A 20,155-nucleotide genomic window follows, 5' to 3' on the forward strand; every position below is an offset into this window, starting at 1 on the left:
CTACCGCGCCGATGCGCCGTACGGCAGGCTTGGAGCGTGAGCCTGAACGACTACCGGTTCGTCAGCCGCTGGCGGGTCGACGCCGATCGCGACGCAGTCTTCGACGTCCTCGCCGACCTGCGTTCGTACCCGCACTGGTGGCGCGAGGTACGCGAGGTCGAACCCGTCGACGAGGAGAACGCCTCCGTCACCGCGAGGTCTCTGCTGCCGTACACCCTGAGGTTCACTCTCACCCGCCGCATCGAGGACCGTGCCGCCGGGGTGCTGCAGGTGGACATGGGCGGCGACCTCGACGGTTGGGCCAGGCTCACGCTGCAACCGGGACACACCGGCTGCGGGCTGCTGTACGAGCAGCGGGTCACGGTCGGCCGCCGACTGCTTCGTTTGGCTGCGCCGTTCGCTCGCCCGGCGCTGCGCTGGAACCACGCGGTGATGATGCGATCGGGCGAACGCGGCCTTGCTGCGTATGTGTCTCGTCCGGCGGTGCAGTGAGGTTCGCAGGCGTCGACATCGGTACGAGCGGACTGAAGCTCGCGGTGCTCGACGAGACGGGAGCGGTGGTCGCGGAGCGGGCTGCTGCGTACCGCACCCTCGAGTCGCGACCGGGGTGGTGCGAGATCGACCCGTACGAATGGCTGCGTTCCTTCGACTCGGTCGCCGCTGATGTGCACGGCGCGACGGCGATCGGCTGCACCGGCCAGATGCACGGCGTGGTGCTGACCGGGCGTGACGGCGAACCCGTACGTCCCGCGATTCTGTGGCCGGACCGGCGCGCGAGCGACATCGTCGCGGAATGGGTACGCACGGACACCCTCGCCGATCTGGGCACGCCGCGCCTGCCCGGTTATGCCGCGGCCATCCTGGCGTGGCTGCACCTGCACGAGCCGACGACGGCGGCGAAGGTGGAGACCGTGTGGTTCGCCAAGGACTGGCTGCGCGCGCAGCTGACCGGCGATCGCACCGCCCGCACCGACCGATCGGATGCCGCGGGCTCCCTGCTGTGGGACCCGCGCACGCAAGACTGGTCCGACACCGCGGCCGAGACCGCCGGTATCGATCGACGTCGGCTGCCCGCTGTACGCCCGTCGGCCGAGGTCGTCGGGCACTGGGGTGGCGCATCGGTCGTCGTCGGCGCGGCCGATACGGCCGCGGCGCTCGTCGCGTACCGCGAGATCGACGATGGAGGGTCGAGCGCGGTCGCGTACGTCAACCTCGGCAGCGGTTGCCAGGTGCTGCGTGCCGACACCGACTGGCATCGACCGGTCGATACCGCAGAGGCGGTGTTCGCCGACGCGGGAGCCGGTTGGTACACGATGTATGCGTTCGACGCCCGCGCCATGCCGTCTCGTGGGACGCTGCTCGATGCGGTAAGTGATGCCGTGACGCGGCTGAACGTCGGCCGGGTTGTCGTCGGAGGAGGCAGGGCAAGTGATCCCGAGCTTCGCGCAGCGCTGGCGCGGAGGCTTGAGCTACCCCTCGCGTACGCTCCGTTACGGAGTCTTTCGGCATGTGGGGCAGCGATTCTTGCCGCACAGCCGATAGCACCTAGGATCGGTCTCCGACGCGGAACCGTCGAGGTGAGCCCGGACTGATCTGGAGGAGAAGCACGATGAGGCAGTACGTAGCCGCAACAGTCGTGCTCGCATGCGTCCTGTCCGGCTGCGCGTCGGCGCAGGACATCGCCACCGACGTGCCGAAGGGCGGAGACAACGGCAAGGGCAACCACGGCGGCAAGCGCGACAACGGCGGCAACACCGACGGCAAGAAGAAGCAGAAGAAGAACAAGAACAATAAGGGCAAGAAGAAGCCGCTCGAGGTGAAGCTGCGCAACGTCGTGGGATCGGTCAAACGCTTCTCCAGCCCGTCGAAGAACATCGGCTGCCAGATCACCGGCGACGGAGTTCGGTGCGATATCAACAAGCGGCGGTACAAGCCGCCGCGCAAACCCGCCTGTGACCTCGCCTTCGGCAACGCGCTCTCGGTCGGTGACGGCGAGCCGGACTTCGTCTGTGCCGGCGACACCGTGCTCGGCGCCAGCACGCAGCTCGGCTACGGCACGGCGACCCGCGTCGGTGACTACGGCTGCCAGAGCAGGCGCGACGGAATGCGCTGCTACAACCTGCGTACTGGGCGCGGATTCCTGCTGTCCCGCGAGCTGTACGAGTTCTACTGATCGGTAGTCAGCGGCGACACACCATCGTCGACGATCCGGTACCGAACGATCCTGGGTGCGAGAGACTTTCCGAGTGACGCTACGAACCCGGCTGCGACAGCTGACCGTCGTCGACATCGCGATGATCGTGCTCGCGCTGGTGTCGGTCGTTCTCCTGCTGTATGCGGACTACGGCAATGTCGACGACAAGACGTACGACCGCCTGCGGATCATCGACATCGCGATCTGCGCCGTGTTCGCGGTCGAGTTCATCTGGCGTTGGCGGCGAGAGGGGTGGCGCCGAAGCTTCTTCTGGCGCAACTGGTTCGAGATCCTCGGCATGATCCCGCTGTCGTACCCGGCGCTTCGGTCGTTCCGGCTGTTGCGGGTCGTTGTCATGGTGGCACGACTCGCTCGGCTCACCGACCGCGCCGCCGGTGCGCCGTTGAGTGACCGGATCCTGTCGAAGGTGCTGTCGCCCGTCGTCGAACAGATCAAACATCCGATCACGCTGGCCGTGCTCGAGGAGGTGAGCGAGGTCCTGCGCGCGGGGCAGTACAACCACAATGTCGCGCGGGCCTTGGAGGAGAACCGCGACGAGCTACGCGCGATGATCCTGGAGAAGATCAAGGAAGACCGTCGGATGGGGCGCCTGTCGATCCTGCCCTTCCACGACCGGGTGATCGAGGCGAGCACCGACACGTCGATGCGGGTCATCCTCGCCGTCCTCGAAGACGCGCGTACCGAGGAGCTGATCAACGACGTGCTGCGGGAGAACATCCTGCAGATCCGTCACGACGTACGCGAGCTCGGCGTCTCCGGTGCGGCTCGCGAGGCCGAGTCGAGAGAGATCTGAGCTCCGCCGCGGGTTGGAGACGGCCGGTCGTTACGCGTCGGTCGCCAGCACCAGCGGAAACACGGCCTCAGCGCCGGCAAGCCGCAACGTACGGGCGGCAACGGCGAGGGTCCAGCCGGTGACGACACGATCGTCGAGGAGCAACACGCGCCGGCCGATGACACCGGAAGGGTCCGACAGCGCGAACCGCTGCGCGACCGCGGCGAGTCGTTGTGCGGAGTTCGTCGCGCCTTGACCGGGCTCCGCGTGGCCGTCGATGCGTAGCCGGGCGACGACCGGCCAGCCCGTGTAGCGGGACATACCGTCGGCGAGGTGCTCGGTGAGGAGTGGTCGCGTGAGCGAGTCGACTCCGACAATGGCATCGGGACCGCCGCCGTCGGGCCACTCCCAGTCGTCGAGCACCGCGACGAGTGCATGTCGCAGCGGCACCGGGGCCTCGCGGTCGGGCGCGCCCGCCGCGAACAGATCGCGTACGTGCTGGCCCAGACCGAGATCGGTCATTCGGGCAACGGCCATGCCCTGCTCCGCCTGCTCGCCGGGTGGGATCTTGCCGCGCAGGTCGACTCCGAGGTTGGTCATCGCGCTGGGCCACATCCGCCGCGGCGCGATGGCGACGCCGGCCCTGCCGAGCCACTGGCGCGCGGCGTCCATCGCCTCGGTCGAGACCTCGGTCGGCAGCGCGAGAGCGTCGCAGTTATCGCACCGCCCGCATGGCTTGGCCTCCGGATCATCGAGCGCCGCACGGAGGAACTCCAGGCGGCACCGCTCGCTCGACTCGTACTCGAGCATCATTGCCTGCTCGCGTTCACGCGCCTGGGCAACGCGCTGGTAGCGCTCGGCGTCGTACGTCCACTGCTCGCCGGTCGACTCCCAGCCGCCACGTACGCGGCGCACCGCACCGTCGACGTCGAGCACCTTCAGGAGCATCTCGAGACGCGTCCGGCGAAGCGCAACCCGCGTCTCGAGTGTCGCAACGGAGATCGGACCGGCCGCATCGGCGAGCGCGTCGAGGGTCTCGTGCACCTGCTCGCCGGGCGGGAACGACAACGAACCGAAGTACGCCCACACGGCGCGGTCCTCCTGACCGGGCAGGAGGACGACGGTGGCGTTCTCAACGGCGCGGCCCGCGCGGCCGACCTGCTGGTAGTACGCGATCGGGCTCGGGGGTGCGCCGACATGGACGACGAAGCCGAGATCGGGTTTGTCGAAGCCCATGCCGAGGGCGGAGGTGGCGACGAGCGCCTTGACTCGGTTGTGCAGCAGGTCGTCTTCGGCGGCGAGGCGCTCGGCCTGCTCGGTCTGGCCGGAGTACGCGCGTACGTCGTGGCCGCGCTCACGCAGGAAAGCCGCGATGTCTTGGGTCGCGGCGACGGTGAGGCAGTAGATGATGCCCGAACCGTCGAGCTCGTCGAGGTGGTCGGCGAGCCAAGCCAAGCGACTTGCCTGGTCGGGCAGGCGTACGACGCCGAGGTGCAGCGACTCGCGGTCGAGGGTGCCGCGCAGCACGAGCACGTCGTCGAGCGTCGCCGTGCCGGTGACGGACAGCTGCTCGGCGACGTCGGCGGTCACGCGTTCGTTTGCAGTCGCGGTCGTGGCGAGCACCGGGATGCCCGCGGGTAGGTCGGCGAGCAGCGTGCGGATACGCCGGTAGTCGGGGCGGAAGTCGTGGCCCCAGTCGGAGATGCAGTGCGCCTCGTCGACGACGAGCAGGCCGGCGCTGCGGGCGAGGTCGGGCAGGACGTTATCGCGAAACGACGGGTTGTTGAGCCGCTCGGGGGAGACCAGCAGCACGTCGACCTCGCCGCGGGTGATCGCGTCGTAGGTCTCCTGCCAGGCCTCCGGGTTGGTGGAGTTGATCGTGACCGCACGGATGCCCGCTCGCTCGGCCGCGTCGATCTGGTTGCGCATCAGCGCGAGCAGCGGCGAGACGATGACGGTCGGGCCGGCGCCCTCGTTGCGACGCAGCGCGGTGGCGACGAAGTACACCGCCGACTTGCCCCACCCGGTGCGTTGGACGACGAGTGCCCGACGACGGCCGACGGCGAGCGCTTCGATGGCGGTCCACTGGTCGTCACGCAGCCGTGCATCGGGCGAACCGACCAACGCCTGCAGTACGGACTCCGCCCGCGCGCGTATATCGGCGGGGGAGTCGGCGGCGGGCGGGTGGCCGGACGGGTCAGTCATGCGAGTGACCGTACCCAAGGGTGCGGACAATCCGCCAAGCCCGCTGAGCCGGACGTACGAGCGTCGACACGCGCTCGTGTCGCATGGAGCGTCCCGCTCAGCGGGCAGGAGATCAGAGTTCGCCTGACTCCCGGCCGCCGGCCGCGACATTCGCGTACGGGTCGGCGACCTTGTTCTTCTTCTTCGCCTCGGCTCGTTCCGCGGGCCAGATCCGCTCCATCAGCAGCGCAAGCGGCGATGCGGTGAAGATCGAGGAGAAGATGCCGATGCCGAGACCGAGCAGCAACGCAATCGAGAAGTCGGTCAACGACGAACCGCCGAGGAACGCCAACGCGCCCAGGATGAACATCGCGCCGAGACCGGTGTTGATCGTACGCGGCAGCGTCTGCAGCAGCGCATCGCTGGTCACATCGGACAGAGTCCGGTCGGGCTCTTCTCGTCGTCGTTCTCGGATGCGGTCGAACACGACGATCGTGTCGTTGACCGATAGGCCGATGATAGACAGGATCGCGGCCAGGAACACGCCGTCGATGGGCTTGTCCAACCAGGCGAAGACACCGACCACGGCGATCACGTCGTGCACCATCGCGAGTACGGCCGACAGCGCCCACGTCCAGCGGAACCGGAACGCCAGATAGATCATCTGGGCTGCGACCGCGACACCGAACGCGATCAACGCCTTGTTGCGGAGCTCCTCGCCCAGCGTCGGCTCGATCGTCGTCGCGCTCTCCTGCACGACGTCCTCGCCGACGGACGCGACGGCCGCCTCGACCTCCTTCGCCTCGTCGTCGGAGATCTCGTCGGTACGAACGCTGATGTTGGGGATGTCCTGGTTGGCGTTGCCCGACTCCTGGACGACCGCCTGCGGGAAGCCGGCGTCGGCGACCGCTGCGCGTGCGTCGTCGACATCGATCTCCTGCGAGGTGGAGTACTCCAGCACGCGGCCGCCGGTGAACTCGACGCCGAGGTTCATCCCGCGCACGAGCATGCCGCCGATCGCGACGATGACGATCGCCGCAGAGACCGCCAGCCAGGTGGTACTGCGCTTCATCAGCCGCACGCCGCTGTTGTTCAGCCACTCGCGGATCTTTCCTTGGCCGGCGATGCCGGTGATCGACGGGTGGTTCTTCGCCCAGGCGCGGCGGACGAGCCAGTCGGTGAGGACCCGCGCGATCAGCAGCGCGGAGATCATCGAAGCGATGACACCGAGCGACAGCGTGACACCGAAGCCCTTCACCGGACCGGAGGCCAGGAAGAACAGCAGCGCGCCGGCCAGCAACGTCGTGACGTTGGAGTCGATGATCGCGCTCCACGCCTTGCGATAGCCCGTGTCGAGTGCCGGGCCGAGGCCCTCGCCTCGTCGCTTCTCGTACTCCTCACGCGCTCGTTCGAAGATCAGCACGTTCGCGTCGATCGCCATACCGATCGACAGCACGAAACCGGCGAGGCCCGGCAACGTCAGGGTTGCTCCGAGCATCACCAACATCGCGTACGAGATCGCGGCGTACGACGCCAGCGCGATGGTCGCCATCAGGCCGACGAGGCGGTACACGAACAGAATGAAGATGCCGGTGACGGCGATACCGATGATCGCCGCTTCGATGGAGGCGTCGATCGCCTCGTCGCCGAGGGTCGGGCCGACGACGCGCTCCTCGATCGGTTCGATCGGCACCGGCAGGGAACCGCCCTTGATCAGGGTTGCGAGATCGTCTGCCTCGGCGTTGGAGAAGTCGCCGGTGATCTGGGTGCTGCCTTGGTTCTGGACGCCGTCCTGCACCTCGGGTGAGGAGATAACCTCGCCGTCGAGCACGATCGCGATGCGGCGCTTCGGGTCACCGAGCTGGTTCTGCTGTGCGGCGGTGGTGATCTGCTCCCATTTGTCGCCGCCCTTGCCGCTGAAGTCGATCGCGACGACCCAGGCGTTCGTACCTTCTTGCTCCTGCTGGGCAGATGCGTCCTTGACGTCGTCGCCGGTGAGCGCGGCCGGGGCGAGCTTGATGATGTCGCCGCCCTCGGTCTTCATCACCGCGGGCTTATTCGGGTTGATCTGCTCGATTCCGGCCTCGTCGTCGGACTCCTTCGACGAGCCGTTGTCGCCGGAGTCCTCGCCGTCGGAGTTTTCGTCGGAGGTCGAGCCCTGGTCGGAGCCTTCGTCGGACCCGGAACCGTCCTTCGGCTCGTCGCCGTCCTCGGGCGCGACCCGATTGGCGCCGTCGTTCGCGGGCGACTGCTGGTCTTCCGGCAGCTTCTGTCCGGGGAGGTTCTCGTCGCCGTTGTTGCTGTCGTTGCCGCCTTGAACCTGTTCGTTCTGCTCGAACTGCTTGAGCTCCTGCTCGGTCGCCGACCCGGTGACCGTATGGAAGGTCAGCTGGGCGGTCGTGCCGATGACTTCCTTGGCCTGCTCGGGATCCTGCTCACCCGGCAGCTCGACGATGATGCGCTTCTCGCCGGAGCGGGTCAGCGTCGGCTCGGAGACGCCGAGCGCGTCGACGCGACCGCGCAGGATCTCCAGCGTTCGGTCGGTCGCCTCGGCGTCGGCGTCGACCGTTTCGGTGCTTTTCGTCTCGTACGTGAGCTGCGTGCCGCCGGACAGGTCGAGGCCAAGCGTGGCGGAGTTGGTGAGGGCGGTGTAAACCGCGATGACGACGATGAGCAACGCCGCGACGGCGCGCCAGATGGGCGCCTTTGAGCGTGAGGATGCCAAGGGACTACTCCGGAGGAGGGAGCGGCGGTGAGCCGCTCAGGGGGTCAGCGTGGGGTCGGAAGCGGCGTCAACGCGGCGGCGCGCGGCCCTGCGGAGTGGTGAGGTCGTACGAATGCCAAGGAGCCACGACCGGCTCGGCGACGGCCAGCGTATCGCTGGGTAGGTCGAGGTCCGGCTCATCGGCCGTGACGGCCAGCGGTGTCCACGGAACGGCGCGGTGCAGCGGTTGCTCGGAGCGATCGACGCCGACGCTGACCCGGGTCTTCGTCGGCTGATGGCCGACGATCTTCTCCGAGTCGACGGTGTGTGTGGTCACCGGTGCTGCCGACGCGGTGTTGGCGCTGGCGATGATTCCCGCCATCGACGCGATGACGAACGCAACGCCGGACAGCACGCTCACCACGGCCGACGGCATGCGTGAGCGCCGCGCTGTACGCGCGGTCACGGTGTCGGGGCGGGTGAGCACCGGGACAGTCTAGAGGAGAGGTCCGAACGCGTGGCGTACGGCACATGCCGGCCACCGACGGCTCACCCTCTCGTCACGAGGAAGCATCCGCACGGAAACGCTCGATTCCTAGCGTCGTCGGCCATGGTGACAAAAAGAGCAATGGTGATGGCGACCGTGGCCGGGGGAGTGGCGGCGTTGGTCCTGGGGATGCCAGGGGTCGGTACTGCCGACGATCCTGCGTCCTCGAAGGCTGCGGGCGGTGAACGAGCCGGAACGCTTCCGCTCGGTGACGACGATCTGGTCGAATCGCGAGACACTCGTTCGCTCGCTCCAGGCGTGACGCTGACCAGCATCGTGCGTGGTGATGAGCCCGCCGAGGAGGACGAGTACGAGACCACGACTCGCGGTCCGTGGCAGGTGCAGGTGCTGCGGATCAACCCGCGAAAGGCCGACGGGCGGTTGTTCGCGATCTACGGTGCGGATCTGGCGAAGACGGAAACGACCTCCGCACTCGCTGAGCAGTCCGGAGCGCTTGCGGCGATGAACGCGAGCTTCTTCACGTTCACGGCGTCCGAGGAGTACCCCGGCGATCCGGTCGGTACCGGGATCTACGACGGCACGCTGCTCAGCGAGCCCGTCCGAGAGAACCCGAACGCGCTCGCCGTGCTGGTCGACAGCCGGCGGGATCGGGTACGGATCGAGAAGCCGTCCTGGTCCCGTGTCGTCACCAACAAGCGGTCGGGCCACAGCGCCCAAGTCGAGTACCTGAACCATCCGCCGGTCGTACCCGAAGACTGCGCCGACCTCGACGACCAGCGGGAATGCACGACCGACGGCGACCTCTCGCTGTTCACTCCGCAGTTCCACGAGCGCACTCCGAGCGGTGCCGGGTTCGAGGCGGTTCTCGATGCCCGCGGGTGTGTCGTTCGTACTGCTCGAACGCGGGGCACGGCGCTCGAGCCGGATCAGACCGCCCTGCAGGCCACGGGCCGTGACGTACTTGCCCTCGAGCTCGCTGCCGGCAACGGCTGTGTCCGGCAACGCGAGGTCCTGACCGATGAGAGCGGTCGGCGGTTGCGGGTCGGTGAGGACACGTTTGGTGTCACGGGCAGGTACGAGCTCGTCCGCGACGGCGAGAACGTCGCGCCCGGCGTCAGCGACGACTTCACGAACCGGAACCCCCGCTCGGCGATCGGCACCACCCGCGGCGGGGAAATCGTGCTGTTCACCGTCGACGGCCGCCAGCCGGCGAGCGTCGGGTCGACCTTGCAGGAGACCGCAGAGGTCGCGAGGTCGCTCGGGCTGGTCCAGGCGGCGAACCTCGACGGGGGCGGCTCGACCACAATGGTGGCAGAGGGCGAGGTCGTGAACTCGGTCAGCGGCACGCAGGAGCGGTCGGTCGGCGACGCGCTGGTCTACACGAGGTAGGGATCGGGGATCCCGTGGCCGGCATCGCGAGTGATCGCGGTGTCGGCACGCTCTCGCTCCCTTGGTACGGTGCCCGCCCTTATCCGGACGGGCGCTGAGCGTCTGTATTTCCGAGGAGTTCGATGACAGACGTCACGATCGAGAAGGTCGTCGTAGCCGAGTCCGACGCCGGTCCGTACGCCCTGACGACCGGCCCGGACGGTGCGCTGTGGTTCACGCTCGTACACAGCTCCCAGGTCGGGCGGTTGGTGCCGGGCGAGCAGCCCGTACTGCACCAGGTCGGCGATGGCGCCGGGCCGACGATCGTGACGAACGGCCCGGACGGCGCTGTCTGGGTAACCGAGTACCACGGGCATCGACTCGCTCGCGTCGCCATAAACGGCGCGGTCGACGAGTTCGAGGTTCCGACGCAAGAGGCAGGTCCGTACGGGATCGCCGCCGGGCCGGATGACGCACTGTGGTTCACCGAGATCAACGCCGATCGCATCGGCCGGATCACGACCAGCGGCGCGGTGAGCGAATACGAGCTGCCCGTGGAGAAGGGCGCGTTCCCGTCGGCGATCGTTCGTGGCCCCGACGATGCTCTGTGGTTCACGATGAACCAGGCGAACGCGATCGGGCGCATCGACACAAGCGGAGCGGTCGATGTCCACCCGCTGCCGACCGACGGTGCTGCTCCGGTCGGCATCACGAGCGGATCCGATCGACTGTGGTTCGTGGAGATCGATGCCGGCCAGGTGGGTTCGATCGACCTCGCCGGTGAGATCACGGAGTACCCGTTGCCCGACCGAAGCGCGCGGCCGCATGCGCTCGTTGTCGCCTCCGACTCGGCGGTCTGGTTCACCGAATGGGGCGCCAACCGGATCGGCAGACTCGCGCCCGGCGGCGCGATCGAGTCGTACGACCTGTCGACGGCCGGCTCGGAGCCGCACGGCATCGCAATCGGCCCGGACGGCGCCGTTTGGGTGGCTCTCGAGACCGGTGCGCTCGCTCGAGTGACGGTCGGGTGACGACACCGGGCATTGACCCGCGCGGTGGGCCGACGACTCGCTAAGGTGCGGCCATGAGCCAATCGCCCTCGGGAGACGATCCAGTCGTACGCGCGCTCGATGAGCTCGTTCGGTCGGGGCAGATTCCGCCGGAGCGGGCCCGTGCCGCGTACGAAGGAAGCCTTGGCCGCAACACACCTCCGCCCGCGAGCGACCCGCCGACCGGCACGGTCGATCAGCCGGGCCGCCAGCTCGGACTCGAGAACGCCGCGATCGCCATCGGTGTCGGACTGCTCGGCGCCACGGTTGGCATCGCAGCGACCTTCTCGCGCGAGACGTCCGACCTCGACGTGTCGAACTTCCTGCTCGGCGTGATCGCGTCGCTCGCACTGCTCGGCGGTGCGGGCGCCGCGTACTTCTTCGTCAAGGACGACGTGCGTCGGCGCAACCTCGCCGCCTGGCCCGGCGCGATCGGCGCCGCCGGTGCAGGTGTGATGCTGGGTGTGCTGCTCGACGACGATCCGACGACCGGCTATCTCGCCGGTGCCGTCACCACGCTGCTCGCCGTGGTCGGGTACTACCTGGTCCGTCGCGGCGCGTACGTCGTGGTCGCGATCCTCGGCTTGCTGAGCATCTACGGCTCGCTGGTCGACGACATCGTCGACCTGGGCAGTTCCGAAGGCGACAGCACCGCGCTGTCGGTCTCGGCAGCCCTGATGGTCTTCGCGATCGGGGTCACGGCTGCCGGATGGCGGCTCCCGACGCGCGATCTCGGCGCCATCTTCGTCGGAGCCCTGACCGTGGTCGCGTACGCGGGCCTGCTGGTGGTGCTGACGGTCGTTGCGGCCTTCGAGCGATCGTTCGGACCTGCGACGTCAAGCGTTCTCGGTGCGGCGTCGGGTTCGTCGCGTGACGCCGACCGGTTCAACGACGACATCTCCTTGACACTGCTGTTCGCGGCGATCCTGGTTGTCGGCTGGGCGGCGTGCTCCGTGCTCACCGGGCACACGGGCTATCGCGTGCTGATGCTGGTGATGGTGTCGTCGGTCGTACCGCTCGCCGTCGTCGGCCTCGCGGTCGAACACCCATCGTGGTGGAGCCTCGGCGCGGGTGTCATCGGCGCCGTCATGCTCGGGGCCGTCGGCCTGCGCGCGCTCGGGCTCATCGGCGATTTCGGGCAACGCCCGCCTTCGCGCCCCAGCGGCGGAGGCCCGATCGACCTCGACCAGCCGCACTGAGGTCGTTTGTACGCCTTTGGTGCGACTACCCGACTGCCCGGTTCCGGCACGCTGTCGGCCCCGACTTCCTTTGGCTGGGTAAAAGACGCGGCGACGCGCGGAGGCGGCTCTTCGGTTCGGTTGCTCGGCGGCTTTCCCGGCACTTTGGGGTGGTTTCGGGGTAAGGTTGGGTGCTTCCCAAGGCGGGTTGTCACGGTCCACGGGACGTGTCCCTTGGGTCAGTGCGGTTTGCCGTGGGGCGTACGACTGCGGGCTGCGGTTTGCCTTGGTACCAAGGCAAACCGCACGACGGTTGGCGCGAGGCGGTACGACTGAGTGAACTCCTGCCACGGCAGCCACGTACGTACCGACGGGCACGGCAACCTGTCACTCTGCACGGTGTCCCTGCCGTGCACAGTGGAGTTTCACCATGTCTACTTGGTAAAGCACCACCACCGACCCCGCAAAAGCCGACCGGAACCCGTTAGCCGGCGGCGAACCTCACCCGATAGCTGCGGCTCCCGCGTCGCCGCGTCTTTTGCCGAGCCGTCCCAGTGGGGAAGGCCGACAGCGCCGAGAATCGGGCAGTCGGTTGGTCGTACCGAAGGAGCGGGAAAGCCGACAGCGACGAGGAGTAATGCGTCGGGTGGTCGCACTGAGCCGGATTCAAAGCCCTCCGCTGGGCCGCACGTTTCGGCCCGATTTCGGGCGATTCTGGGGCAGATACGTGCGGCCCAGGCGGGCTACGCGAGGGCTCCCATCGGATCCCAGGCCGGGAGTACGACCGGCTCGGAGTCCATCGCCTGCTGCAGCTGAGCGGGCAACGACGAGCGGCGTACGGCGATCTCGAAGACGTGCTCGCCGAACCAGTTGTCGTTCATGGTGTAGAAGCCCTTATCGGCGCGCTCGGTGCCCCAGCTGTTCTCGACCCGCCAGCGTCGCGGCTCACCGTCGACGAGGTCGACGCCGGTGAAGAGCATCGCGTGGGTCATCAGCGAGTCGTGGAACAGCAGCCGATCGGCCTTGTCCATTGTGCTGTCGCTTCGGTAGACCGCGTCGAAGTCGTAGAGCTCGGCGTCCCACATGCCGAGCTCGGGGTTACACATCTTCTCGGTGTCGCAGCCGAACCACACGGGCTCGCCGCCCACGATCGCGTCGACGGCGAGCGACTTCATCTGCTCTGCCTCGACGTTGAGGTACGTGACGGGCGGTCCTCCGACGACGTTGCCGAGATGCTCGACGGTGTACGTACGCCCGTACGTGCTCTTCGGCCGCGGATCGTGTACGACGCAGACGTACTCGTCCAGGGGGACCGTCACGTAGCGTTCGGCGAACTCCAGCGGAGTCATCTCGCCGTCGCGGTGGAAGCCCTTGTCCTTATCGGCCCACTGCCACAGGAACGACGCAGGGGGAGTGCCGAGATGGATGCTGAGCAGACGGTGGATCGCTGCGAGCGCTGACTCCTTGTGCGACTGCAGCGCATCGGCGTCGTCGCCCGCGGCGGCGCGGGTACGAAGATCGAGCGCTGCACGGCGCAGGACCGCAGAGATATCGCGGTTCATCGGGGCGGTCTTGCTGGACGACCAGGTCTCGGGCATCGCGACCTTCGGTACCAGGCCGTGCTTTCGTACGAGCGCGGTGAACATGTTCCACTGCCCACCGTCCTCGGCCGGGGTTTCGAGCAGATGCGCCACCGTGCGGTCGTCGACGTCACGGTCGGCGGTCGCGATGATCGACTCCAGCCAGTGGTTCGCCTTCTCGAACTTGTCCCAGAACAGCAGGTAGTTCTGGGAGAACTCGAAATCTTTCACGCCCAGCTTCCTCGCCGCACCTGCGCGCAGGAGGTTCGTACCGGCGAACAGCCAGCAGCGTCCGCTCTGCTTCTGGTCGGTGGCGTCCCAGTCGTCGAGCAGGTTCGAGACCGAGTGGTCGATGCTCGTCACGACCCGGCGGTCGAGCGCGATGTCGTTGACGGGGGTCTTCGTGACGGCGTTCTGCATCATCCGCAGCGTCGGGTCGGAGTCGAACTCCTTCCCGAGGCGGTCGAGCAGGTCGATGGACAACGCGCGAGTCATTGAGGTCCCCTCGTGAACGGTAAGACAGTACGAACAGCCTATGGGTTGCTACGTGAGGTCCGCGACCGCCGTCTCGATGGCGCGATGGAAGGTCGGGTACGCCCAGAGCGAGTGGGCCAGCGTAGCGACGGGAACCTCGCTGCGGACGGCGACGGCGAGGGCGCCGAGCACCTCGCCGCCCGACGGACCCGCGCTGGTCGCTCCGACGAGTACGTCGCGATCGGCATCCACGACGAGCTTGATGAATCCTTCGTTGCCGACCTTGTGCAAGAAGCCGCGGGTGCTCGCGGTCAGGTCGGTGTAGCCCGTATGTACGCGCACGCCCTGCTCACGCGCCTGCGACTCCGTGAGACCGACCGCGCCGATCTCGGGGTCGGTGAACGTGACGCGGGGGAGCGCGCGATAGTCGCCGTCGGGTCCTTCGTTGCCGAGGATACTGCGCACGGCGATTGCCGCCTGGTACATCGAAACGTGGGTGAACGCGCCCTTGCCGGTGATGTCGCCGATCGCCCACAGCCCATCGGACACACGCTGTTGCGCGTCGGTATCGATCGAGCGCGCCGACTCGTCGATGCCGAGTGTGTCGAGTCCGATGTCGCCGATGTTGGGCGTACGCCCGGATGCGACCAGGAGCCGCTGCGCGTAAACGACCTCGCCGCTGACGGTGACCGCGAACTCGTTCCCGTCGTGAGCGACCGCCGACACCGCGGCTCCGGTGCGTACGTCGATGCCCTCGCGCTCGAACACTGTCGCAAGCAGTGCGCTCGACTCCGGCTCCTCCGGCCCGAGGATCCGCGGTGCGGCCTCGAGAACTGTTACCTGCGTGCCGAAACGGGCGTACGCCTGAGCGAGCTCGAGCCCGATCGCGCCGCCGCCGATGACGATCAGCGACTCGGGGAGGTCATCGGACTCGAGGATGCCGTGGTTCGTCCAGTACGGCGTCTCGGCGAGCCCGTCGATCGGAGGCACAGCGGCCGAAGTGCCGGTGTTGAGCAGGATCCCGCGTCTCGCTGAGTACTCGGCATCGCCGACTCGTACGCGCCCGCGCCCGGTGATGACCGCCGTGCCGCGGACCAGGGTGGCGCCGCGACGGGCGAGACGCTCGGCAGCGACGGTGTCGTCCCAGTTGTCGGTCGCTTCGTCGCGGATGCGGCGTGCGGCGATCGCGAAATCGGCGCGGACGTCTGCAGTGCCGGCGAGCTCGGGAACGCGGCGAGCCTCGGCGAGGGCGTTCGCTGCGCGGATCAGCATCTTCGACGGGATGCAACCCCAGTAGGGACATTCGCCGCCCACCAGGCTGCGCTCGACGGCGACGACATCCAAACCTGCCTCCGCGAGCTTGCCCGCGGCATCCTCGCCACCTGGTCCGGTGCCGATCACAATGACATCGCACTCGGTTGGCACGCTCGTCCCCTCTCGACGTCTGTGCCTTGACGGTACGCGCACCGAACCTCGTACGCACGCGGCGACGTGGGGGAGAGCCCGGGTGCGTCGGGCCGGGAGCGCCTCACGGCGCGTGGCCGCTCGTAGCGGCTTCATTTTGGGACCCGGGGCTACCGCGGCCCGACGCAGGGACGAGCCTAACGCAACAGGCCAAGTCTTTCCTGTCGGGCGGCGTGCTGCAGGGCCTGCCCGGTTTCGACCAGCCGGGCCGCGCTCAGCGTCGAACTGGGCGGGTCGTCGGCGAGGTGCGCGCGTCCGACGCCGACGAGGCGGGCGAACGCTGCGGCGCGGTCGAGAGTGCTGGCCAGATCGGAGCCGACGACGCCGCGGATCAGCGTGTCGACGAGCTCAGCGACCTCATGCGGGCCAGGTGGGTCGACGACACCGGCGATGACCTCGTCGACGGGTGCGAACTGCTTACCAGCCGCGAACTCGCGCGCCGCCAGCTCGGGCTCGCGACGAACCCACGTACGGAGTACGTACAGCCGCCAGAGGCACCCGGGAAGTGAATCGTCGGGCGCACCGGCCCACAGCTCGGCAAGGGAGTCCAGACCCTCGTCATCGGCGAGATGGAGGACTCGGTCGACGATCACCTGATCGTCGGTGTCGCGTGCACCGCGCACGAGCAATGCAGCGACGCGTGCACCGGCTTCGAGGCGCTCGGCCGGGTCGGGCGCACCAGGCTGATCCTCGAACATCTCAGGACCGGGCATCGCCGGTCTGTCGAACTGGCTCACCGCACCAGCGTACGGTCAGTGCGCGTCGGGGAGAATGCGGCGGGCACCGGCGTACTCCCAGTAGTAGCGATGCTCTTTCAGTGGTACGTACTCCAACGGACTCTCCTCGGTGTCGGAGTTCGATGGCGCGTCGATGACGTACCCGTCGCCCGCGTACATGCCGACGTGGTGGATGCGGCTCTCGCCGAAGAACACGAGGTCGCCGGGGCGCAGGTCGTCCTCGGCGACGGGGGTGCCCGTCTCGAACTGAGGGCCGGCATCGCGCGGGATGCGTACGCCGTGCACCGCGTACACGGTGTGGGTGAAGCCGGAGCAGTCGAACCCGTACGCAGAGGTGCCGGCCCACAGGTACGGCAGGCCGAGGAACTCCTTGCCGGTGCGCACGAGGTCGTTACCGGACGGCGCGGGGATGTCGCTCTCGTCGTCATAGACCGCAACGTCGTCGGCGGGCAGCCAGCCAGGACCCTTGGGGGTTGCGACCCGGACCGAGTCGCCCACCCGGCGCAGCTTCGGGAGCCTGGTGTTCATCGAGAGGTCCATCATCGTCGCGCCACCGCGGCGCCCCTTCGTCAGGCGTGTCGAGGTCGACGTGACCATCGCGAACGGTCGCGAGTCGAGCGCGTCACCGTACTTTTCGGCTTGCCGGAGCTGCGCTGCCGGGACCCAGCCCGGGTAGCCGAGGTCGTTGCGCGGCGTCGGCTGACCGTGCACCGCCACCTTCACCCAGTCGCCGGACGTCTCCAGCACGCTGACTTCCGTGCCGAACAACGCCTGCGTTTCGAGGTCGCCGATCAGGTCGCGCCGCTCGGCGAGCGACATCGTGTCGATCCAACCGGAGATGTCGACCGGGTCGCCGGTCGCCTGCGCATCGAGCGGCCGGTCGCGACCGGGCTCGACCCACGCGGTCGCGACCGAGACGTCGACGTACGCGGTGTCACCCGGCTGCGGGAAGGCAGCGGGTGTTGACACCTCGTCCGGCGCGGACGTGGCCGCGCCTGTCATGGTGCCGGAGATGGTTACTGCCGCGAGGAAGACGGTTGCGGTACGAGTACGGATCGATGACAGACGCATGGCGGTACCTCCGTTCCGTACCATTTCGTACCAGAGCCCTTACCACAAGGGGTTTCCGGCGACAGTGGTCGAGTCCGCGCCGGGTCAGCGAGTGCGAGACGCCTCGTCGGTGCGAACCGGCGCCGGCTTCTTCGTACGCGCGCCGCGAAGGAACAGTGTCATCACCGGAATGAGGTACGCGAGCCATACTCCGACCTGTAGCCAGGTGGGGTTCGGCTGGAAGTTGACCGTGCCCTTGAGCAGGGTGCCGACCCAGCTGTCGGGCGGGATCGTCTCGCTGATGTCGAAGGCGAGGTTGTAGAGCCCGGGCAGGAAATCGGCCTCCTGCAGATCGTGGAAGCCGTACGCGAGTACGCCCGCGGCGACGACGATCAGCAGTGCTCCGGTGATCGTGAAGAAGCGAGACAGGTTGATCCGGAGCGCACCACGGTAGATCGCGTACCCGAGCAAGGTCGCCACGGCCAGGCCCAAGACGATGCCGAGCAGCGGTACGGCGGTACTCGATGACGACTGCGCGGCCGCCCAGAAGAACAGCGACGTCTCGACACCTTCGCGTCCGACGGCGAGAAATGCGACCGTGGTCAGCGCCAGAGGGCCGAGTTCGAGCGCCTGGTCGAGCTTGCCTTGCAGCTCGCCCTTGAGCCCGCGTGCGGCGCTGCGCATCCAGAACACCATCCAGGTCACGAATCCGACCGCGATGATCGACAGGCTGCCGCCGAGCAGCTCTTGCTGCTCGAACGTCATCGCACGCGAGGTGAACTGCAGAACCGCCCCGATGGTGAGCGCGAGCACGATGGCGATGCCGACGCCGAGCCAGATCGCCGGCAACTGGCCTCGACGACCGGTCTTGACGAGATATGCGACGAGGATGCTGACGATCAGGGCGGCCTCGAGTCCCTCGCGCAGACCGATCAGGAAGTTCGCCAGGAGCATGTGCTCTCCTCGCTCGGACGGTTAGGTGTGCCTAACCAACCTACAGACCGTCGAGGACTTCCGCGAGACCAGGGGCAGTCAGATCGACCTGCCACTGCCGCGCGCCGTGGGTGGTGAGCGCGGCCGCGACGTTGTCGGGTGAGACGGGATCGGGGGGTTCCCAGGCGAGTCGACGCACGCTGTCGGGTGCCAACAGGTTCTCGGCGGGCAGGTCGTGCTCCTCGGCGAGCTGCGTGATGACCTCGCGAGACGCGCCGAGTCGCGCGGCCGCGGCCGGGAACTTCTCGCTCCAGGCACGTGCCGGAGGCGGACCGTCGTACCTGGCCGCGACACCGGGTAGCTCCGAGTCGGGTAAGGCGAGGGCGGAGCCGACGGCGTCGACCCATTCGTCGAGATGTCTGCGGGCAGACCGGTTGCGCATCGCGGGCAGCGCCCGCAGCGCGGACCGATCGCGCGGTTGTGCCGAGGCCACGGCGACGATCGAGGAGTCCTGCAGCACGCGGCCGGGCGCGGTGTCGCGGGAGGCCGCGATCTGGTCACGGGCGTTCCACATCGCACGTACGATCGCGAGCTGGCGTCGCCCGCGCGCGCGGTGGATGCCGGAGGTGCGTCGCCAGGGCTCGCTTCGCGGTGCCGGACCGGTGAAGTCGAGCAGCGCCTCGAACTCCTGCGCCGCCCACTCGCGTTTGCCCGAAGCCTCCAGGCGCTCCTCGATGGCGTCGCGCAGCTCTGGGAGCACCTCGACGTCGAGCGCGGCGTACTCGAGCCAGGGTTCGGGCAGTGGCCGAGTCGACCAGTCGACGGCCGAGTGCTCCTTCGCGAGGGTGTGGCCGAGCAGGGTTTGTACGAGGGACGCCAACCCGACCCTCGGGAGGTTCAGCAGCCGGCCGGCGAGCTCGGTGTCGAAGAGTCGGCGGGGGACCAACCCGATCTCGCGCAGGCACGGGAGGTCCTGGGTGGCTGCGTGCAGGATCCACTCGGTGTCACCGACGACGTCGTCGAGCGGAGTGAGGTCGTCGAACGCGACCGGGTCGACCAGATGCGTTCCGGACCCGCGCCGGCGTAGCTGCACGAGGTACGCGCGCGCGGAGTACCGATAACCGGATGCGCGCTCGGCATCGAAGGCGACCGGGCCTTCGCCTTCGGCGATCGCGGCAATGGTCTCCGCAAGCGCGTCGGCGTCGTCATCGACCGCAGGCAGGGGTTCCCTGAGTCGCAGGGGTGGCAGGCTCTCCTCGGAGGAGGAGGCGTCGGAGTTGCCTTCGGTCAAGACCTATCCTCTGCGGGCTCGGCGGCTCGGCAGCATCGCGACGCCGGGCGCAAGGGGCGGTAACCCTGCGACCGTACACAGCAGATCACCCCAGGCGGAGACGTGGCCCCCGATATCGGAGGTCGGAGTCCAGGAGGCGCGGATCTCGAGCTGACCCGATGATCCGTCATCGGCGAGGCCGCCGAATCCCTCCGACGCGATCGTGGTGACGCTGCCACTCGGCGCGATCAGAGTCGCGTCGTTCGCTTCGAGCGCATCGGTGAGCCAGGTCCAGCCGACCTCGGCTATCACCGGGTCTCGAAGCATCTCCGGGTCGACGTCGGCACGGGCGAACGTGACGAGGCGGAACGTGCCGTGCCACGCATCATTGCCCGTCGGGTCGTGCAGTAGGACGATGCGTCCGGTGCCGACCTCGTCGCCCGCGACGAGGATGTCGCCCGTCATCGCCGCCGAGTACGGTGCGATCCGCTGGGGAGCGGGCATGTCCTCGCATCGGATCTCGGGGCGCAGAGGGGCGGCTCGCAACTGCTGGAGGGCGCTCTCAAACTCCGGAGGTGGGCCGTCCAGCTCCTTTCCGGCTGCCATACCTGCAGCCTAGGCTGAGCAGGCCAGACCTGACGCCTCGACTCGCCGCGCCACCTGCGACGA

General features: G+C 68.2%; 17 protein-coding genes. 7 read left to right on the forward strand and 10 right to left on the reverse strand.

All coding sequences use genetic code 11. From position 1 onward, the window contains the following. Window positions 1-36 precede the first annotated feature (36 nt). From MU582_09685 to MU582_09700, 4 genes are all read left to right on the forward strand, one after another. Complete coding sequence (locus tag MU582_09685) at window positions 37-492, forward strand: SRPBCC family protein (protein UPK76892.1); 456 nt, start codon at window positions 37-39, stop codon at window positions 490-492. After that, window positions 489-1,592, forward strand: a complete 1,104-nt coding sequence (locus tag MU582_09690) for an FGGY family carbohydrate kinase (GenBank protein ID UPK76893.1) — start codon at window positions 489-491, stop codon at window positions 1,590-1,592. Before MU582_09685 ends, MU582_09690 begins: the two co-directional genes overlap by 4 nt. Window positions 1,593-1,609: 17 nt before the next feature. Next, on the forward strand, window positions 1,610-2,173 hold the full coding sequence (locus MU582_09695; GenBank protein ID UPK76894.1) for a hypothetical protein: 564 nt from the start codon (window positions 1,610-1,612) through the stop codon (window positions 2,171-2,173). A gap of 73 nt (window positions 2,174-2,246) precedes the next feature. Further along, window positions 2,247-3,008, forward strand: coding sequence for an ion transporter (locus MU582_09700; GenBank protein ID UPK76895.1), 762 nt, complete (start codon window positions 2,247-2,249; stop codon window positions 3,006-3,008). Between the two features lie 30 nt (window positions 3,009-3,038). On the opposite strand, the gene MU582_09705 is transcribed toward MU582_09700, so the two are convergent. From MU582_09705 to MU582_09715, 3 genes are all read right to left on the reverse strand, one after another. Continuing rightward, window positions 3,039-5,192 carry a RecQ family ATP-dependent DNA helicase gene (locus MU582_09705; GenBank protein ID UPK76896.1) on the reverse strand — a complete coding sequence of 718 codons (2,154 nt, stop codon included), beginning with the start codon at window positions 5,190-5,192 and terminating at the stop codon, window positions 3,039-3,041. 112 nt (window positions 5,193-5,304) lie between these two features. Next, the gene (secD, locus tag MU582_09710) at window positions 5,305-7,896 is read right to left on the reverse strand and encodes a protein translocase subunit SecD (protein UPK76897.1); all 2,592 of its coding nucleotides are present in this window, start codon (window positions 7,894-7,896) and stop codon (window positions 5,305-5,307) included. Window positions 7,897-7,963: 67 nt separating this feature from the next. Continuing rightward, a complete protein-coding gene (locus MU582_09715) occupies window positions 7,964-8,362 on the reverse strand; it encodes a hypothetical protein (protein ID UPK76898.1) in 399 nt (132 codons plus the stop codon). Window positions 8,363-8,485: 123 nt separating this feature from the next. Between MU582_09715 and MU582_09720 the strand changes: the two genes are divergently transcribed. The 3 genes from MU582_09720 to MU582_09730 all read left to right on the forward strand — a co-directional run bounded on the left by MU582_09720 (window position 8,486) and on the right by MU582_09730 (window position 11,999). Further along, entirely contained in the window at window positions 8,486-9,772 is a 1,287-nt protein-coding gene (locus MU582_09720; GenBank protein UPK76899.1) for a phosphodiester glycosidase family protein, read from the forward strand. A gap of 122 nt (window positions 9,773-9,894) precedes the next feature. Next, complete coding sequence (locus MU582_09725; protein ID UPK76900.1) at window positions 9,895-10,782, forward strand: virginiamycin B lyase; 888 nt, start codon at window positions 9,895-9,897, stop codon at window positions 10,780-10,782. Between the two features lie 53 nt (window positions 10,783-10,835). Then, window positions 10,836-11,999: a hypothetical protein gene (locus MU582_09730; GenBank protein ID UPK76901.1), complete on the forward strand. Its 1,164-nt coding sequence runs from the start codon at window positions 10,836-10,838 to the stop codon at window positions 11,997-11,999. A gap of 722 nt (window positions 12,000-12,721) precedes the next feature. Here the strand turns inward: MU582_09730 and MU582_09735 are convergent. The 7 genes from MU582_09735 to MU582_09765 all read right to left on the reverse strand — a co-directional run bounded on the left by MU582_09735 (window position 12,722) and on the right by MU582_09765 (window position 20,092). After that, the gene (locus tag MU582_09735; protein ID UPK76902.1) at window positions 12,722-14,053 is read right to left on the reverse strand and encodes a C1 family peptidase; all 1,332 of its coding nucleotides are present in this window, start codon (window positions 14,051-14,053) and stop codon (window positions 12,722-12,724) included. Window positions 14,054-14,101: 48 nt separating this feature from the next. Beyond that, window positions 14,102-15,457, reverse strand: a complete 1,356-nt coding sequence (locus MU582_09740) for an NAD(P)/FAD-dependent oxidoreductase (protein UPK76903.1) — start codon at window positions 15,455-15,457, stop codon at window positions 14,102-14,104. 176 nt (window positions 15,458-15,633) lie between these two features. Further along, entirely contained in the window at window positions 15,634-16,233 is a 600-nt protein-coding gene (locus tag MU582_09745) for a hypothetical protein (GenBank protein ID UPK76904.1), read from the reverse strand. A gap of 15 nt (window positions 16,234-16,248) precedes the next feature. After that, on the reverse strand, window positions 16,249-17,304 hold the full coding sequence (locus MU582_09750) for a C40 family peptidase (protein UPK76905.1): 1,056 nt from the start codon (window positions 17,302-17,304) through the stop codon (window positions 16,249-16,251). Window positions 17,305-17,388: 84 nt separating this feature from the next. Next, window positions 17,389-18,237, reverse strand: a complete 849-nt coding sequence (locus MU582_09755) for an FTR1 family protein (GenBank protein ID UPK76906.1) — start codon at window positions 18,235-18,237, stop codon at window positions 17,389-17,391. Between the two features lie 40 nt (window positions 18,238-18,277). After that, window positions 18,278-19,507, reverse strand: a complete 1,230-nt coding sequence (locus MU582_09760) for a ribonuclease D (GenBank protein UPK76907.1) — start codon at window positions 19,505-19,507, stop codon at window positions 18,278-18,280. Window positions 19,508-19,510: 3 nt separating this feature from the next. Continuing rightward, window positions 19,511-20,092 carry a DUF3000 domain-containing protein gene (locus MU582_09765; GenBank protein ID UPK76908.1) on the reverse strand — a complete coding sequence of 194 codons (582 nt, stop codon included), beginning with the start codon at window positions 20,090-20,092 and terminating at the stop codon, window positions 19,511-19,513. Window positions 20,093-20,155 lie beyond the last annotated feature (63 nt).

The organism is Nocardioidaceae bacterium SCSIO 66511, assembly GCA_023100825.1.
In the GTDB taxonomy this organism is placed as follows: domain Bacteria; phylum Actinomycetota; class Actinomycetes; order Propionibacteriales; family Nocardioidaceae; genus Solicola.

Excerpts from the sequence above, each read along its gene's own strand:
- MU582_09695 (UPK76894.1), top strand. The coding sequence starts at position 1,610 with ATGAGGCAGTACGTAGCCGCAACAGTCGTGCTCGCATGCGTCCTGTCC.
- MU582_09705 (UPK76896.1), bottom strand. The coding sequence starts at position 5,192 with ATGACTGACCCGTCCGGCCACCCGCCCGCCGCCGACTCCCCCGCCGAT.
- MU582_09720 (UPK76899.1), top strand. The coding sequence starts at position 8,486 with ATGGTGACAAAAAGAGCAATGGTGATGGCGACCGTGGCCGGGGGAGTG.
- MU582_09725 (UPK76900.1), top strand. The coding sequence starts at position 9,895 with ATGACAGACGTCACGATCGAGAAGGTCGTCGTAGCCGAGTCCGACGCC.
- MU582_09730 (UPK76901.1), top strand. The coding sequence starts at position 10,836 with ATGAGCCAATCGCCCTCGGGAGACGATCCAGTCGTACGCGCGCTCGAT.
- MU582_09735 (UPK76902.1), bottom strand. The coding sequence starts at position 14,053 with ATGACTCGCGCGTTGTCCATCGACCTGCTCGACCGCCTCGGGAAGGAG.
- MU582_09750 (UPK76905.1), bottom strand. The coding sequence starts at position 17,304 with ATGCGTCTGTCATCGATCCGTACTCGTACCGCAACCGTCTTCCTCGCG.
- MU582_09755 (UPK76906.1), bottom strand. The coding sequence starts at position 18,237 with ATGCTCCTGGCGAACTTCCTGATCGGTCTGCGCGAGGGACTCGAGGCC.
- MU582_09765 (UPK76908.1), bottom strand. The coding sequence starts at position 20,092 with ATGGCAGCCGGAAAGGAGCTGGACGGCCCACCTCCGGAGTTTGAGAGC.